Raw genomic sequence first — 17,405 nt, 5'->3', positions numbered from 1 at the left:
AAGTATAGAGAAATTGGCAGAGCTACTAATATCCATAGCCATGCCATTGAGTAGTATCCGGCAATAATGAGCCTAGCATTACTTGATCAATTTCGGAATAGACATAAACAGCTAATCCGGACAAAACCAGAGGCCAACTCTCCTGAAGTAAGATTTTTGCTCGGTAAAAACTCCATCGCCATCTTTTTAGATGATTACCATTGATATAATAAGCTATAACCATTGCCAGTCCCCTCAAAGCCGACTCAGCTAAACTTGCCCAGGCAAAGGCAATAACAGTCATTTGTAGCCGAATCAAGACGATTCTTAAAACGGCATAGACAGCCGACACTACATTGTTAGAAACAACAATATATTTGGCTTTGAGTTGTGACTGGAACCAATAGTCAATGGTTTTAAAGGCTTGAAGGATTGTGCTGGTGGCAATAATACCAACTAACCAACGAGTTAGGTGGTCATTTGGTTTGAGCAAAGAAATTATTCCGACAGTTAATAGGAGAGTTGCAATACCCCCTATTAACCGAATGACAAAAGCAGTTCCCAGGGTTTCCTCTTTACAAGAAGGATCGCGAGCAATATCACGAATGACAAGGGTACCTAGCCCTAATTCGGCAATCGCACTAAACAGGGAGACAAAAGTAAAGGCATAGGTAAGAAGTCCATAGCTTTGGGGTTGTAGGTAACGTGCCACCCAAATGCCTACCACTAAACCCAGCCCCATTTGAAATATCTTATCAACCAGCAACCAAGAGGTGTTGGCAAGAACCTGACGCAAGCCTGGACTAAGTTTTTGAATTAATGCTGCTAGCCTATCGAACATTAAAGGTGTACATCCGCTAAAAAATGATCAAAGTTGAAAAGTTGGGTAAAAAACAATGGACCAGCTATTATCTTTACTCTCGGATACTCGTTCTAGTGAAGGGCGATGTTGACTCACGAATAATAAGGTTTCTTAATGTGAGAATTGTTACTGGCTTTACCGAGGGTATTTAGGCTCAATCGGCTTGTCATAAAAACATAAAGAATCCAAGGCATAGAAATATAATTTATACCAGATTCGGTCAAATTAGTCATAATGATATAGGTTAAAATTAGCAAGGGCAATACTGATTCTGGCCCTTGACTCCGAGTTAGATGCAGAACTCCATAATAAATATTTATTAGTAAGGAAATAATAAATATTGCCAATCCTATCCACCCCACCTCTAGAGCAATGTCTAAATAACCATTGTGGCTTTCCTCGGGCATAAACCCATGGAATTCAGGAAGTCTTAGCATAAGTGCTGGGTTATCAATTCCTCGCCAAAATTGCCAAAAACCTTCGTATCCATAGCCAAACAAAGGATGCTTATTTACTGCTTTGATAATCTCTCGCCACAGATAAGTTCGTCCTGTTAATGTCATGTCTTTGCCCAGTTTTTCAACGATCAGATATTCTGCATTTTCACTGATTAAAATAACGAGGCTAATTCCTATTGCGAGAAATATTCCCATAGAAGCAAACGCTAAACGGGGGGGTAACTGCCTGAGGAACCGAATAAAAACCAACAAAAACATTAATATAATTAATAAAACTTTAGCCATTCCACTGTTGGATTGTAGAGTACAAAAAATGGCTAAAGCCGACAAAGCCCAAAACAAACCTTTATACCGGGGAACACGAACGGATTGCAAGTACAATAAAACGGCTGCTAAATCCATGGTAAAACCAAAAACATTTTTGTGGATATAAATTCCCTTCCAATTAGCCTCTCTACCAAAAAATAAGCTTAGCAATAGTGCAACTACATGATACCAAAGCAATAAATCAAACAACCCTTTCATCCTATATTGTTTTCCTACATAGATAAAGCAAGCCGTGACAATAAGTAAAATGATAGTAGCTTTAAATGTATGCTCTGGTGTTTTTGACAAAATAGACGAAATTAATCTAAACAAAAGAAAAATGCAAAAGAACGGGTTTGCTTTTAAAATCGCAATTAATACGGCAATATAGGAGCTTAACGTATAGCGAAATCTGGGCAAAAGTAACACAAAAAAAGGGGTATAGAAACTCAATGCCATAATGATATAAGAAAGTTGTTCTCCAGGCATATAAAACGCTTGCGGATGAAACCTGCCTGTAAAACTTATCGTCATACCACCGATAATTAGCATTGATGAAACAATAAAGATTTTCTCGATGGTTTTCGCCCATTTAAGATTATGACTAATGAGCTGATAGCTTATCACAAAATAAACAATTGATACTAAAATAATTAGTGTAAAAACTAAAGGGTGTAAAATCAACTGTTTCATCGACTAAGATTCATTTAGATTTTAGTTTAAACGTAAGACTTGGACAATGATAACTGTTGGCGAGATAAAATTAATAATAGTCACAGTCTCAGGAGCGAGAATTACCTATGCTTGGTGTACCTCGACAACTAACGCAGTCAGTTTTGGCAGGTCTGCTCTTTTCAGTACCACTGATCATGACTTCCTTACCTCCTAGTATCGCGCAGTTACCGAATTTTGAAGAGCAGGCACTTCCCCAATCGCCAGTCAACTCAGTACCCTCTGAGTCAGCTTACACCTTAGGCGGTGGCGATCGCATTCGCCTCGATATTCTAGAAGTTCCCCAGTATAGTGGAGAATATCAGATTCCACCAGGGGGTTCCCTCTCCCTACCTCTCGTGGGTAGCGTGTTTGTGGAAGGGCTGACCTTAGAACAAGCGACCCAGACCATATCCAATCAGTACGCTCGCTTCCTGAAGCGTCCCCTCGTCACCGTCATTCTCTTAGCACCTCGTCCCATCACGGTTTCTGTTTCCGGGGAAGTTAATCGTCCGGGCTACTACGCCTTAGTGCAAACAGGAGGTGGCGGATTGTCCACCGGACCGCGACAGGCAACCTTAACCCAGGCACTGGCAGAAGCCGGGGGAGTTACCTTGTCCTCTGATATTCGTCGCGTTCAGCTCCGTCGTCCTCAAAGCAGAAGTTCTGAACAAGTGTTCACGGTTAATCTCTGGCAACTCGTGCAAACTGGCAATCTACGTCAAAATCTGGTGTTACGCGATGGAGATGCTATTTTTGTCCCTACCTCAACTCAAATCAATCTCCAAGAAGCACGACAAATCGCAGCAACTGCCTTCGCACCTACGCCTGATACGCCTCGTACTGTTGCAGTAGTTGGTGAAGTCAACCGTCCCGGTACCTATACTGTTTCTGGAGAAAACCCCAATCGGTCTGAACAAACCCTTGGTTTCCCTACCGTAACCTTGGCAATCCAACAAGCGGGGGGTATTAAACCCTTGGCAGATATTCGCCAGATTCAGATACGTCGCGTGACTAAAACGGGTACGGAACAAATCATTCCAGTTGATTTATGGCAACTTCTACAGGCAGGTGATTTTAATCAAGACGCCGTTATCCAAGAAGGAGATACAATTATAGTACCCACGGCTACCGATGTCAGTCCGGCAGAGGCAACGGAATTAGCGACGGCTAACTTTGCCCCCGACACCATTCAGGTGAGTGTGGTTGGAGAAGTGACCGAACCGGGAATTGTGAACGTGCCTCCCAATACCCCTTTAAATCAAGCTATCTTAGCGGCTGGTGGATTCAACCAAAGCCGAGCCCGGAAAAGTTCTGTGGAGCTGATTCGGCTCAACCCTGATGGCACTGTTGCTAAACGTACTGTACCGATTGATTTTGCTCAAGGTATCAATGAGTCAAGCAATCCCGTACTCCGCGATAATGACATTATCGTGGTTGGTCGCTCTGGAATCGCTAAGGTGGGAGATACAATCGGAACAGCGTTATCGCCCGTAGATCGGATTTTCGGATTATTCAGGCTTTTTGATTTCTTTAGATTCTGAAATCCTCAGTAAATATACAGAAGGCACGTACTTCTTAAAGGATGAACGCAAGTAGCTGGTTCAGTCATTCAGCCATTACTCGGTGATGTTCATCCCTCTTTCGTAGAATAGATCTATAGATAAGTTTTCGCCTGTGGCTCCCCCAAAATTGGCTTAAACGGGTATTATAACTTTTTCTAGAAGTACACCAAGACGCTAGAGGTGCTTTCAATGGATACTGAACACAATCTACCACAGTTTCCAGGTCAAGCGAATGGGAAATCCCATCAGTCGTGGTCTCAAGCCGATTCTACCGAACCTGATGAGAATAGTGGACAGACTATAGATCTAGCTTGGGTGTTTGCTGTTGTCCGTCGTAGAGCCTTAGTGATGGGGAGTGTAGCTTTTGCCTTGCTCGTACTCTCTGGACTCTGGCTCGTCTGGAACAAACGTCAGACTGTTCTAGAGTATCAAGGTTCATTTAAACTTTTAGTCGAACCCGTTACGGCTGAAGGTCAATTAAGAGATCAATTTTTATTATCTCAAAATCAAAACTTAGACATCCAGAGAGTTCAGATAGAAAAAAGCTTGTTGGACTACGAGACACAGATTCGGGTTTTGCAAAGTCCGCAAATCCTGATGCCTGTGATCCAGCAACTGCAAGTTCAGTATCCAGATATTGATTATAATTCTCTCAAGAATAGCCTGGGGATTTCTCGCATCACTTATGAAAAAGATGATAAGGAAGAAGGAACAAAAATTTTAGAGATTACTTACCGTGATAAAGATACTAAAAAAATTGATTTTGTATTAGATAAACTTGCTCAATCATATTTAAATTATAGCTTGCAAGAACGTCAAAAAAGCATTCAGCAAGGTCTTGAATTTATTAGCTCTCAACTGCCCAATCTTCAGCAGCAAGTTGATACGCTCCAGGGACAATTGCAAAACCTCCGCCAACAGTACAATTTGGTCAATCCTAATATAGCGGATCAATTTCTGACTGGACATCTCATGGATATTCGGACAGAGCGATTAGAGACAGAAATTCAACTTGCTGAAACTCGCGCTCTCTACCAGACGCTGCAAAAACAGTTGACTGAAGCTGATGCAACAGCTATTTTATCTCAGGAAGCAATAGCCTATGGTTCATTAATAGATGAACTCCAGAAAGTAGAGGCTGAGATTGCCTCACAATCCTCTCTATTTCGCGCTGATAGCCCCCCCATGGAGATCTTGCGTGAAAGACAGCAAAATTTGCGGATTTTGTTGAATCAAGAATCTCAAAATATTCTGGAAAATCTCAACGGTAAAATTGAGGGACTAGAAGATCGCTACAACACCATTGTTAAAAGCGAAAATCAGATTAATCAAAAACTCGAACAGTTACCTATTGTTGCCCGTCAAACCACCGACTTAGAACGGCAACTAGAAGTTGCCACAGATAACCTAAAAGAATTTCTGAAGAAACGAGAGGCTTTGAGGTTGGATGCAGCTCAGCAAGAGATACCTTGGCAACTGATTAATCCACCTCAGTTGTCCAGCACAGAAAGCGGTATTCTGATCCCTGTGGAATCTGCATCAATCAAGCGCCCGTTCGCCGTAGCCGTGGTTTTAAGCGTACTGTTGGGCATAGGGGTCGGTTTTCTGGTCGAGGTTCTCCATACCGTCTTCCATACCCCTGATGAAATAAAAGGGGCAACTCGACTTCCCATCTTGGGCGTGATTCCTTTTACCAAGAAATTGAAAAAACTCCCCCAGAAATCCCAGCAACGAGCAATTGTGGCGCAGGTTTCTGAGTTGACGCCAACCCGAAAGCCTCACCGTTGGTCTAATAAGGGAGATGGTGCTTACCCCTACAGTACGTCTCCCTTTATCGAAGCCTTCCGCTCTCTCTATACCAATATTCGCTTACTCAGTTCTAAGCGGACGATTCATTCCTTAGCGATTAGTTCAGCCATACCTGGTGATGGCAAAACCACGGTTGCAGTATACTTGGCAAAAACTGCCGCCGCAATCGGTCAGCGCGTCTTACTCATCGATACCGATTTACGACGTCCTCAACTTCATACTCGCCTAGAATTGCCCAATACCCAGGGACTCAGTGATATTATTGTAGCTGAGGTTAATCTCCAGGATGCTATTCAGAAATTTCCCTTAGAAGAGAACTTCTTTGTCTTAACGGCGGGTCAAAGCTTATCTGACCCAATCAGACTGCTCTCTTCTGATAAGATGCAATATCTTATGGATCAAGTTTCAGCCCAGTTTGACCTGGTCATCTACGATACCCCACCGCTATTGGGGCTGGGAGATGGCAACTTGATTGCGGCTCAGGCAGATGGCACAATACTGGTAGTGGGGATTGAAAAAACAGACCGTTCCTTGGTAATGAAAGCCTTCGATGAGTTAAAGATTGGTAGAGCATCTGTTTTAGGGATTGTTGCCAATGGGATTAAGACAGAGGCAACTCACGCTTATTATGTCTATCGCCGATAGGCTCTCAGGGAACCTCCCAAAATACATCCACAGGTGTTTATTTCTTATGGCTTTATAACTACTGAACTCGCTGGATTTCTGCTTTACGCTGAATGCTCATAACCCCCAACCAGATTGTCGCAGCCAGCACCAACAATACACGATATTGTAGCAGTAACTCGTTGTCAATAAAAGTCATTAAAACATTTCGCGGGAAAATCATAACTAACATCAGCACTAGGGCGACTAAGGTTGCTTTTGAATGATGATCCAAATGTCGCCAGAATGCCGCAATCAGCGGTGCTAACGCAATTAAATCATAATGATGAGCGAAACCAAATAGCAGCGAAATTGCCATCAATAGTCCAATCACATCGTCAATAATCAGTCGAAAACGATACCACCAAAGTAGACCCGTAATCACAATTCCCAAAGGCAATAACTGTGGCATCTGAATACCAGCAGTATAAAGTAAATTTTGGATACTAAAAACGGCTGGAGAACCTAAAGCATTAGCAAATACGTTTTTATGTTTTCCTATGGAGGCAAACCATTCGACAAACACGTCAATAGGACCGGTAATCGCTATGGGAACTAGACAGAAAATCAAAGTCGTGACGGCTGCTACTGCCAAAACTCGCCAGCGCCGTTCTAAAAGCAGCCACAGGATAACCAGCAGACTCAACTGTGGCTTAATGGTAGCAATGGCAATCAGAATACCACTTAAAACCCACTTATCGCGATAAGCATAATACCAGCCACTAACTAGCGCTGCGGCGACAATCAAGGTTGTTTGTCCCAGGAGAATGATATTGAGAGTAAAGGGATTAGCCAGAACAATGGCTGGAATAAACCACACCGAACCAGAACCCGGAACCCTTAACTGTTTCACCTGGGGCTGTTTAACCAATAACACACAGAAATAAGCCAATACCCCAGCGCTAATCCCATTTAAAAGGATCATTACCACTTTTGCCTGCGTCCAAGGAAATGTGCCTAGGAGAAGACACAGAGGGGCAATCTGAGGTGGATAGAAAAAACTGCCCAAACTCTGATTTGCCCCCAGTCGGCTAGCTACATCTGGATCATAAGCATTTGATCCTTCCCACCAAGACAATCCAGCTACATACAGGTATTTCGTGTCAAAGTGTTGGTTGAATCCGATGATGGCAACAACAACCAGCACAATACAAGCACCTAGCAAACATGAGACCCGAACCCAAAAATTTTGGGAAAGACGCGAAATCAACACAGCGAATTTCAACAATATCTTCTTTTTAAGGGACATCCAGACAAAAAATGATTCCTTCGCCAGGTTAGTCAACACAAGAGCAAATCAATAAAGGGCGAGTCAACAAAATGAATAGTCTACTCCCTTTTAGTGCAGCGACTCGCCCCTACATACTACATAGATTGGATACTTAATTGATGTGAACTTACCAGTAGTCCTAAAGTTACAGGAATTAAAATTAAACGTTGCTTTACTTTAGTAAATTCCCTTGAAGAGTAAAAAGTTCGAGTCACTACATAAGAGGAAACTAAACATAAAGGCGGGAGCAATTGTAAAAAGTAGTGACCATAGTACCTTTTGGATATTAAAGTCGCCATAAACGTTATTAAAAACCATATTATTAGGTATACTATATTTTTTTTAGCTTTTGAATAATTTAAGTTATTAGCATATAAAAATATTGGAGTTATAAATAAAGAAAAGTATAAAATAAAATGGCGAACTACTTGACCTCCTAGCGAGCCAATGAAATGAATTAGAGAGAATTCCGCTGTACCAACATATTGCCTATGGAAAAGTAATGTAGCATAGAAATATTCATGAAAGTAACCATTATATAAAAAGTAAAAAAATGTTCCAGAGAATACTAAAATAACCCCACTGCCTACTAGAGTAAAATGCCGTATTATTTTAGATAACAAAAACTGTATTCTTTCCCGTGAATATTTAGAATAGATATCTTTGGCAATAATTATTAGTAAAGCAATAAAGTCAAATACGACTAAATATTTTATCTGGGCAGCAACACCTATTGATAATCCCATGCCTAAAAATCCAAAATTATTAAAACTCATGAGTTTTTCAGAATAAATTTTCTTCCCAGAAAATAATAAATAAAAAGCTAGAACAACAGGTGGAATAAAAAATATTTCGGCTTGTGCCCCAATTCCACCATTTATCAGAGTAAAAATTGCATAAAATATACCTGCTATGAGTCCAATCTGGTCGCCCTGGGTTTTAAAAAGAACTTTACCTGTAAGATATAACAAAAAACAAGTAACGATAACTGCAATACAAGCAATTATCCAAATCGATACAACTGAATTTCCAAATACCTTTAAAGCAATAGCATATATGACAAATAATCCAGGTGGTTTATTGTCCCAAACTTCAACATAAGGAGGATTTCCTTCTAGAATACTTCGACCCACTAAAAGATATAATGCTTCGTCATGAATAATCCTTGATTGAAATAAAGATGGTAATCTAACAATGAAAACTATGATTACAAAAAACAGGAAAATAACCCAATTCTTTTTCACGGTTTTCTTATCCTAACTTTACAACTTGTAGCCCAATTAATTTATCTGAACTTAACCTTAGAGCTAAAAAATCAGTAGTTTTAATCGGACAGCCATTTTGGGCGTCCTCTATCGCCACTCTTGCAAAGGAGTTTTCCCATGGTGCAAAGGGTTTTAGGAGATGTTTCATTAAACCCAGAGGCTTCCCTATTTCTAAAACATATACCACAAATTGATTGATCGTCCTAATACATGAACGATTCAATTGCCTGATTTAAAAAGTAACAAATCAGACAGATGCCATTACTGCCCAGGCACAGCATACCGATTAAACCCGATCGCGCCTTTGAAGTTGGCGTCGCTGAGGTTCGCTCCCTGTAAGGTTGCGCCCATCAACGCGGCTTGGGCAAAATCGGCTTGCGTCAGGTTAGCGTAACTCAAATCTGCCCCAGTTAAGTTAGCCCCGCGTAAATCACATCGGGTTAAATTTGTATAGGTTAAATTAGCCCCAGTTAACGTGGAACGAATCAGGCTGGCATCTTCTAAGGTGGCGCCAACCAATGTAACATTACTTAAATTCGCCTCTCGCAGTTGCGCCTGCTGCAAATCCACACCACTTAAATTGGCATTTGTCAGCGTCGCACTGTGCAGGTAAGCTGAATGGAGAATCGCCCCCGTCAGTTGGGCATTGGTTAGGTCTGCGATCGCGAGTTTAGCATTGCTCAAGTCTGCCCCCTCCAGATTCACCCCTGTCAAATTAGCACGATTGAGTCCCGTCCCTTTCAATAGCGCCTCTTGCAAGTTCGCCTGACTCAAATCAGCCTTCTGAAAATTGCTCCCATTCAGAACCGCCCTTTGCAGTGTTGTCCTCACTAAAACCGCGCCATTAAAATCAGCGTTACTGATATAAGCTTGACTTAAATTAGCACCGCTTAAGTTAGCGCTATCCCCATTAACTGTATCCAGATTGGCATGATTCAGGTTAGCGCCCCTCAAATCTGCTGAGCGAATATCGGCTACCTCTAGTTGGGCGTCGGTTAAATTAGCATTGCGTAGATCTGCACTGACTAAGTTCGCGTTGGTGAGTGTAGCTTCCTGTAAGTGCGTGCTGACTAAGCTAGCGTAGTCGAGTTGAGCCTCTTGGAGATTAACACGAGTGAGTAGCGCCCCATTCAGGTTAGCCCGATACAAGTCAGCCCCTTGCAGGTTAGCATCGCGCAAATCAGTGACCACGGCTTCATACCAATTGGCAATAAACGCGGGAAAATAGCCCAGCCAGGATAGAGTATTGTAGAGATTATCGGGTTCGACCTGAGAGGGTAAGGGGTTATTAGCATCCCGTTCTCTTAACGCCAGTTTCGCCTCCCTCAAATTCGTCCTCGCTAAATTTGCCCCAGCCAATTTAGCACCATTCAATTCAGCATTGCGGAGATTGGCTTCCTTTAAGTTAGCCCCCTCTAGAATTGCCCCCTTTAAGTTAGCACTGCTTAAATCTGCCTGTTGAAGATTGGCATTGGTTAAATCAGCATCGGTTAAGTCACACTGAGGACAAGCATTGGTTGTCTTTAGCTGTTCCAAGTGTTGGGGGTTAGCCGCATGGGTGGTGTTGGTGAACCCTTGAGTGATGACCAGGGAAATCCCCAAGACAAGCGTTTTCAAGCATGTAGGGGCGGGTTTGACTTTTATCGTGTTTTTTCCTACCTCGATGTGACTCAACCTGCCTCGACCGACGTTTTCAGTGTTGAATGGGAGAATGAAAGGGATTTTCATGATCACAGTTGTGCGCGATCGCTCGTTTTTTGAACCTGTTTGAACTTACATCTTGCACCAGTCTCACCAACCGCCTTGGGGTGAAACCCAAGAAACCAAAAGCTTGCAGTACTCTAAAGACGAATGCATATCTAGTGTTAGTCCATTTTAATGGACTTAAGCTTTTAGCCCGGAGTTTGAACTCCGGGCGGGTGTCGGGGCTTACGCTTAACCCTTCACTTGTCTTCCCCTGATCCTAGACGTGCCATGGCACGTCTCTACATAAGCAAAATTAATCATCCTCTTACCAGATTGTGTGGCTAATGAATCTAAAGAAATGTTGCGGTTTTAGAAAAAGTACGTTAAATTTTATTACAGAGACAGATACAGGAGACACCACTCATGCAAGAACAACAAACGAAGTTTGGCTTTACCTCAATTGCTGAAACCTGGAATGGTCGCTTGGCGATGCTGGGTTTCGTCATCGGTATCGCGACCGAATTACTCACAGGTCAAGGCATTCTGCAACAAATCGGCTTAATGTAATGGCAAAAGACGGGTAATTGGACAAGGCGAAAACGTACACCAAAGGGTATTTAGAGGGAATAGTTATGCAAGAACAACAAACAAAGTTTGGCTTCACCTCATTTGCTGAAACCTGGAATGGTCGCTTGGCGATGCTGGGTTTCGTCATCGGTATCGCAACCGAATACCTCACAGGGCAAGGCATTCTGCAACAAATCGGTTTAATGTAATGCAGCGATACCTGACTCCTTCCTAGAAGACGCTTCGTATCCCTACGGCTCGACTCAATCGTTGGTAGCCAAGACATCTAGAACTGATTATTCGTGTACAGAACGATTATAGGACTGAGGGCTTTTGCCTTCAGTCCTTTCCCGTTATCCTAAGAGTTTGTCTGTTTAGAGTTATTCAGTATGTCCTCCCAACTATCGAGGAAACCCAGCGCTATCAACGTTGTCTTTGTCGGCTTTATTGCTGTCGCTATCCTATTTGCCGGGTATACCGACAGGATGCAAGCCATTACTGACGCCAGTTTTGAATCCGCCAAAACCGCCGTCGAGTTAGCCATTGGCTTGATTGGTGTCATGGCACTTTGGTTAGGATTAGTGCGGGTTCTGGAAGCGGGTGGACTGATGTACAATCTGGCAACTGTGCTCAAACCCTTGATGGTGAGACTTTTTCCCGATGTACCCCCCACCCATCCAGCAATGGGGGCGATGATTCTGAATATTTCTGCCAATATGCTGGGTTTGGGGAATGCGGCGACTCCATTTGGCATCAAGGCAATGGTGGAGTTAAATAAATTGAATCCGTTTCCAGGAACGGCAACTGATGCGATGTGTCTGTTTCTGGCAATTAATACATCAAGTGTTGCCCTATTTCCCTTGGGTGTAATTGGTGTACGAGCCGCAGCCAATAGTAGTGATCCCGCCGCAATTTGGCTACCTACGTTGTTGTCTACAACCTGTTCTACCCTTGTCGGGGTTTTAGTGGCGTTGTTTTTACGCAAAAGGAGTCAAGTATCTGAGCCGAGTATAGCCGATGAGTCAGGACAAGAAACGGTATTGCAAATAGAGGATGAAGTTAAGCCCGTTGAAGAACCTGATTTTTCCCATTTGTTGTATCCAGCCGGTCTCGTTTCTAAAATTATCGCTTGGGGTTTTATGGCTGGATTTCTCTTTTCTATGGTTTATGGGGTGATTACCAGCCAAAGTTTAGGTGGTTTCTTCGACCAAGATTTTCTTTCCTATTGGCTAATTCCCACATTAATCTTATTGATTATCACCTATGGTGTCGGACGAGGGGTGAAAGTTTATGAAGCGGTGACAGAGGGAGCGATACAAGGGTTTGAGATTGCGATTCGGATTATCCCGTTTTTGGTCGCTATTTTAGTGGCAATTGGTATGTTTCGGGCGTCGGGGGCGATGGAAGCACTCTCAACTCTATTAAATCCGATAACCAGCTTAATTGGTATGCCTGCTGACGTATTACCGATGGCGTTAATCCGTCCCCTTTCTGGAGGCGGAGCATTTGGTATCTTGAGTGAAGTAGTGGAACGAGCGCCGGATTCCTATAGCGCGTTTTTGGCTTCGACAATGATGGGTAGTACAGAAACAACGTTTTATGTTTTGGCTGTTTATTTTGGCGCCGTTGGCATTACTCGTATCCGTTATGCACTTGTGGCAGCGTTATTGGCAGATGCGACGGGGTTAATTATGGCTTGTGTTTTTTCGGCTCTATTTTGGAGATGAATTTGTCATTGGTTATTTGGATACCCAGGTTACTTTAAGTTATAAGATTGGGTGAACTTGGGGTAGGGCGGGTTTATTTACATCTTTATCTCTCGCAACAGATAACCGTAAAACCCGCCCCTACAAATGTATGATTGATACCTATTTTTTAAACGCAGAGGACGCAGAGGTTAACGCAGAGGTACGCAGAGGAATTGGGTGTATTTGATGGAAAAGTTTATCGTAAAAAAATATATATGAAAGTAAGCTGATGTAGAGTTAAATTGCGTATTTCCTGTTGCCTGTTCCCTGTTTTCTAAGAAATGACGAATGACGAATAATGGGTATTTTTCCAGCTCCTAAATTTAATACGTTTACACTTGAGCGCTTTCAACTGGAATCTGGTGTTGTATTACCTCAGGTTAATTTAGCCTATCGAATTAGTGGTACACCGTCATCACAACCACCAATTGTTACCTGTACGGCTTTTGCTCAAAGTTATTATGATCTGGCTTATGTGCGGGGTCCTGATTTGGCTTTAGATCCAAAAAAAGACTGGATTATTCATACGGAGTTGTTGGGGAATGGGCGCAGTAGTTCTCCGAGTAATACTCCGCCACCGTTTAACGGTGCTAATTTTCCGGCGGTAACGATTCGGGATAATGTGAATTTACAATTGGCATTTCTAAAGCATCTTGGTGTTCCAAGGATTCGTGCTGTTGTTGGTGCGAGTATGGGGGGACAACAGGCAATTGAATGGGCGGTGAGTTACCCAGAAATGGTACAAAAATCTGTTATAATTGCCGGAAGTTGTCGGGCTACCTGGCATGTTCGTTTATTTCTCAATAGTTTAATATCCTGTATTCGTTCTGATCCGGCGTTCCAGGAGGGCAATTATTCAGAACCTCCGTTGTTAGGACTTTCGCGTATGTCTGAAGCTTGGGCGCCTTGGGCTTTTTCGCCAGAGTTTTATGCTTCAGAGGCGTATCAAAAGTATCCTGATACTCAGGCGAATTCTCTGGATGAATTTTTGGCTAAATGGCGTACCCGCTATTATGAAAAAGATGCGAATGATCTATTATGTCACTTTCAGACTTGGGCGGCTCATGATGTTAGTTTTACCCCTGGTATGAATGGATCATTAGAAAAGGCTTTGAGGAGTATAAAAGCAGAGGTTCTCTTTCTACCCATTCGCACCGACGCCTATTTTGCTGTCACCGATGTCGCCGCAGAAGCCGCACTTATTCCTCATGCCCAACTTATGGTGCTAAACTCAGTCTACGGTCATGCTGCGGCGTTTGGACGAGACAAGGGCGATCGCGAACAAATCAATCACGCGATCGCGAACTTCCTTAATGTTGATTCGCGATCGCACCATCTTGGCGATTGAGCCATGGTGGGTTACGCTTCTCTAATACACCCGACAATTTATCCCTTCAATTTTTTCCCTAAAAGTTGGTTGGTTAATTTAGGATTTGCTCGTCCACTGGTATTCTTCATCACCTGTCCGACAAAGAAACCTTGCAGCTTGGTTTTACCATTCCGATACTGTTCCAATTCCTTGGGATTAGCGGCAATCACTTCATCAATGATGGCTTCGAGTTGGGTGACATCAGAGATTTGAATCAGTCCCCGACTTTCAGCTATTTCCTTGGCTGAACCACCTTTCGACAGCAGTTCCGGGAGAAGTTCTTTGGCAATTTTACCACTGATTGTATCATCTTCAATGAGCTGAATCAGTTCTGCCAAAATTAACGGTTTGAGAGCAATTTCTGTAATCGCTAGTTTCTCGGTATTCAGATAAGCCGCAATATCTCCCATCACCCAGTTTGCCGTTTGTTTGGGATTGGCATTTGCGGTTACAACGGCTTCAAAATATTCGGCAACCAGTTTATCCTCGGTTAATACACGAGCATCATACGCCGAAAGCCCATATTCGCTTTCATAATGATGCCGTTTCTGGGCGGGAAGTTCGGGGAGTTCACTGCGCCATTGTTCTAATTGTTCTTTGGAGACTTCAATTGGGGGTAAGTCGGGTTCGGGGAAGTAGCGGTAATCGCTAGAGCCTTCTTTGACTCGCATACTAATTGTGCGTTGACTTCCTTCTTCCCAGAGGCGGGTTTCTTGGATAATGGGTTCCCCGGTTTCAATTGCCTCAATTTGCCGTTCTATTTCGTAGTCAATGGCTTTTTGAATGGCGTTAAAGGAGTTCATATTTTTGATCTCGACTTTCACGCCAAACTCTTTTTGACCGACGGGGCGCACGGAAATATTCACGTCACAGCGCAGGGAACCTTCCTGCATGTTGCCATCGCTGATACCCAGATAGCGCATAATCCGGCGCAATTCTTGGGCATATTCTGCGGCTTCTTTGCCAGAACGTAAGTCGGGTTCTGAGACAATTTCCAGGAGGGGGATACCCGCACGGTTGAAATCAACGAGGGAGTAGGTGGAACCGGAGAGTCTGTCACTTCCCGCATGGACGAGTTTGCCTGCGTCTTCTTCCATGTGCAGGCGAGTGATGCCGATTTTTTTGTCAATGGGGTTTCCGTCGTCATCGATGAGTTCGATTTCTAACCAACCATGTTCGGCGATGGGGAGGTCATATTGAGAGATTTGATAGTTTTTGGGTAGGTCGGGATAAAAGTATTGTTTGCGGTCAAATTTACTATAGGGGGCGATTTGGCAGTTGAGGGCTAATCCGGCTTTGACGGCGGATTCCAGGACTTTTTTATTGAGGACAGGTAGCACTCCAGGAAGTCCCATGCATATCGGGTCGATGTTGGTGTTGGGGGGATTGCCAAATTCTGTGGAGGAGTAGGAGAATATTTTGGTGGCGGTGTTGAGTTGGCAATGGGTTTCTAGACCAATTATGGCTTCGTACTTGGTTTTTGCAGGTGCTGCGGTGGTCATAGGTGTTTCTTTGCTGTTTTTGGGTTTATCTCTGGGGAACTGTTTAGAAATTCGGCGTTATAAACTGCCTTATTTTATCGAATTTCTCCGCGCCAATTCATTTCCTGGTGCGCTGAGTTTCCCGCAAAGGAACGAGTGGCGACTAATTCAATCTCAATCGCGACTCCAGGACGCAGGTATTCAGCTTCTATCGGGAGTTTGCCTATTTCTAGGGTATAGCGGTTGTTATGGCGGGTGACGAGTTCCGCCGGAATAATCCCGTCATACCGGGTTCTATAATCATAGAATCGACGGAAGCGATCGCCGGAATTGGCGGTGCGATATTTTAACGAGAATTGGGTGTCCAGCAAGTCGGACTTTCCAGCTAAATCCACGACACTAAAGGTTAAGTCTGAACGATTTCCGGCAAAATCTGCCCGCGTCAGTTGAGTGGCTTCCTTTTCCAGTAGCGCATTGGTGACGACAAACTGCGTCACACCCCCCTGTTGAGACATTGTGCCATCAAACCAAACCTCTTTGGGCAAGGATACATCAATGCGTTGATCGGATTTGAGACTGAGGGATAGGGGTTGATTATAGAAATCGGTAATCGCCCGTTGTGCATTCCAAACCAACTCGAAGGAACCTTCTAAACGTCCGACAAACTCCCGATACTGGTTGGCGATAATCGAATTGGGTGCGAGTAAAGTGGTTGCACCACTACGAGTTTGCCATTGATTCACAGAGAGTGCGATCGCGCCGTTTTGCAGTTGGGGTAGAGTAACTGTAACGGTGGGTTTATCTTGTGGTAGCGCTTCAGTACGATTAATCAATGTCAGTGTACCCAGGCTTCCCTCTTTTCCCCCTTGACCCTCTCGACCCTCTCGACCATCGTCTCCGTCTTCACACTCAAATCTCTGTGTTTTACAATCAACTTCACCATTGTCTGATTTTTTGGTACAGGTTTCCACCTCCCAACGTTGATCATCACACTCACACCCATCTCCCCCATAAGCGCCGCGTCCAGAACGTCCACCTCGTCCGCCAACGGAACGGATATAGATTTGTTTTAAATCGTCTCGATTTGTATAATAAACCGTCAATGACCCACCATTCCCACCATCTCCGCCATTCCCACCATCTCCGCCATCGCCCCCATCCGCCGCTTGCAGGTCATACTCCACGTTTCGGGGTTGTCGGGAACAATCTCCATCCTCTCCGCGTTTCCCATCATCCCCATCCCCGCCATCTCCTCCCGACAAATCCAGATTAATCGGAGAACCATCAGTAAAAATCGTGCGATTTTCCCCATCTCGTCCCCGTCTCCCCACAGGTCCATCGGTACCATCTCGACCATTATCTCCAAATTCCCGTTCTGGATGACTACTCCACGCCACTAAGGGACAGAACAGAGATTTTGATGTCGGGGGTAGGATAAAAGAGAAGGTTAGGGTTAATAGAATTAAGGATAGCTTTCCAGAGAAATACATTGACACCAATAGAATTCTGTCTTCCTTGGGGTAAATTTCCCCAATTAAGGGATGACTGGCGTTCTTGGGGATTGGTTCCAGAGGTACTGGGGGAGATAGGGGAGATGGGGTATTCGTAGGGGCTCTCGCATTCGCGCCCAAATCTATCGGTTTTCTATTCACATCTCAACGCGAAT

General features: G+C 43.7%; 13 protein-coding genes. 6 read left to right on the top strand and 7 right to left on the bottom strand.

What is annotated here, in order from left to right; translation table 11 throughout:
* Positions 1-25 precede the first annotated feature (25 nt).
* Positions 26-820 (bottom strand): flippase, encoded by a 795-nt coding sequence (locus tag ACLGGO_RS24285; protein ID WP_446421216.1) that lies wholly within the window; start codon positions 818-820, stop codon positions 26-28.
* A 113-nt stretch (positions 821-933) separates the two neighbouring features.
* The gene (locus ACLGGO_RS24280) at positions 934-2,298 is read right to left on the bottom strand and encodes an O-antigen ligase family protein (RefSeq protein ID WP_446421215.1); all 1,365 of its coding nucleotides are present in this window, start codon (positions 2,296-2,298) and stop codon (positions 934-936) included.
* Between the two features lie 176 nt (positions 2,299-2,474).
* On the opposite strand from ACLGGO_RS24280, the gene ACLGGO_RS24275 reads away from it, so the two are divergent.
* Positions 2,475-3,860, top strand: coding sequence for an SLBB domain-containing protein (locus tag ACLGGO_RS24275; protein ID WP_446421214.1), 1,386 nt, complete (start codon positions 2,475-2,477; stop codon positions 3,858-3,860).
* Positions 3,861-4,070: 210 nt separating this feature from the next.
* Positions 4,071-6,335 (top strand): GumC family protein, encoded by a 2,265-nt coding sequence (locus ACLGGO_RS24270; RefSeq protein ID WP_446421213.1) that lies wholly within the window; start codon positions 4,071-4,073, stop codon positions 6,333-6,335.
* A gap of 58 nt (positions 6,336-6,393) precedes the next feature.
* Here the strand turns inward: ACLGGO_RS24270 and ACLGGO_RS24265 are convergent, their stop codons facing one another.
* The 3 genes from ACLGGO_RS24265 to ACLGGO_RS24255 all read right to left on the bottom strand — a co-directional run bounded on the left by ACLGGO_RS24265 (position 6,394) and on the right by ACLGGO_RS24255 (position 10,616).
* Positions 6,394-7,500: a glycosyltransferase family 87 protein gene (locus ACLGGO_RS24265; RefSeq protein ID WP_446421212.1), complete on the bottom strand. Its 1,107-nt coding sequence runs from the start codon at positions 7,498-7,500 to the stop codon at positions 6,394-6,396.
* A gap of 218 nt (positions 7,501-7,718) precedes the next feature.
* Positions 7,719-8,867, bottom strand: coding sequence for an ArnT family glycosyltransferase (locus ACLGGO_RS24260; RefSeq protein ID WP_446421211.1), 1,149 nt, complete (start codon positions 8,865-8,867; stop codon positions 7,719-7,721).
* Positions 8,868-9,149: 282 nt separating this feature from the next.
* Positions 9,150-10,616, bottom strand: coding sequence for a pentapeptide repeat-containing protein (locus tag ACLGGO_RS24255; protein WP_446421210.1), 1,467 nt, complete (start codon positions 10,614-10,616; stop codon positions 9,150-9,152).
* A gap of 381 nt (positions 10,617-10,997) precedes the next feature.
* Between ACLGGO_RS24255 and ACLGGO_RS24250 the strand changes: the two genes are divergently transcribed.
* From ACLGGO_RS24250 to ACLGGO_RS24235, 4 genes are all read left to right on the top strand, one after another.
* Positions 10,998-11,141: a chlorophyll a/b-binding protein gene (locus tag ACLGGO_RS24250; RefSeq protein WP_446335358.1), complete on the top strand. Its 144-nt coding sequence runs from the start codon at positions 10,998-11,000 to the stop codon at positions 11,139-11,141.
* Positions 11,142-11,206: 65 nt separating this feature from the next.
* Positions 11,207-11,350, top strand: a complete 144-nt coding sequence (locus tag ACLGGO_RS24245; RefSeq protein ID WP_446335357.1) for a chlorophyll a/b-binding protein — start codon at positions 11,207-11,209, stop codon at positions 11,348-11,350.
* Between the two features lie 180 nt (positions 11,351-11,530).
* The gene (locus ACLGGO_RS24240) at positions 11,531-12,868 is read left to right on the top strand and encodes a nucleoside recognition domain-containing protein (RefSeq protein WP_446421209.1); all 1,338 of its coding nucleotides are present in this window, start codon (positions 11,531-11,533) and stop codon (positions 12,866-12,868) included.
* A gap of 319 nt (positions 12,869-13,187) precedes the next feature.
* Positions 13,188-14,237 carry an alpha/beta fold hydrolase gene (locus ACLGGO_RS24235; protein ID WP_446421208.1) on the top strand — a complete coding sequence of 350 codons (1,050 nt, stop codon included), beginning with the start codon at positions 13,188-13,190 and terminating at the stop codon, positions 14,235-14,237.
* A gap of 38 nt (positions 14,238-14,275) precedes the next feature.
* Here ACLGGO_RS24235 and gatB read toward each other — a convergent pair whose 3' ends face one another.
* Both gatB and ACLGGO_RS24225 read right to left on the bottom strand, forming a co-directional pair.
* Positions 14,276-15,760 carry an Asp-tRNA(Asn)/Glu-tRNA(Gln) amidotransferase subunit GatB gene (gene gatB / locus ACLGGO_RS24230; RefSeq protein ID WP_446335354.1) on the bottom strand — a complete coding sequence of 495 codons (1,485 nt, stop codon included), beginning with the start codon at positions 15,758-15,760 and terminating at the stop codon, positions 14,276-14,278.
* A 74-nt stretch (positions 15,761-15,834) separates the two neighbouring features.
* Positions 15,835-17,391: a collagen-like protein gene (locus ACLGGO_RS24225; protein ID WP_446421207.1), complete on the bottom strand. Its 1,557-nt coding sequence runs from the start codon at positions 17,389-17,391 to the stop codon at positions 15,835-15,837.
* Positions 17,392-17,405: the final 14 nt, after the last annotated feature.

It is taken from the genome of Coleofasciculus sp. (assembly GCF_046565525.1).
Lineage (GTDB): Bacteria > Cyanobacteriota > Cyanobacteriia > Cyanobacteriales > Coleofasciculaceae > Coleofasciculus.
Note: the sequence above shows the minus strand (reverse complement) of the source record. Positions and strands in the feature narration are given on the sequence as shown.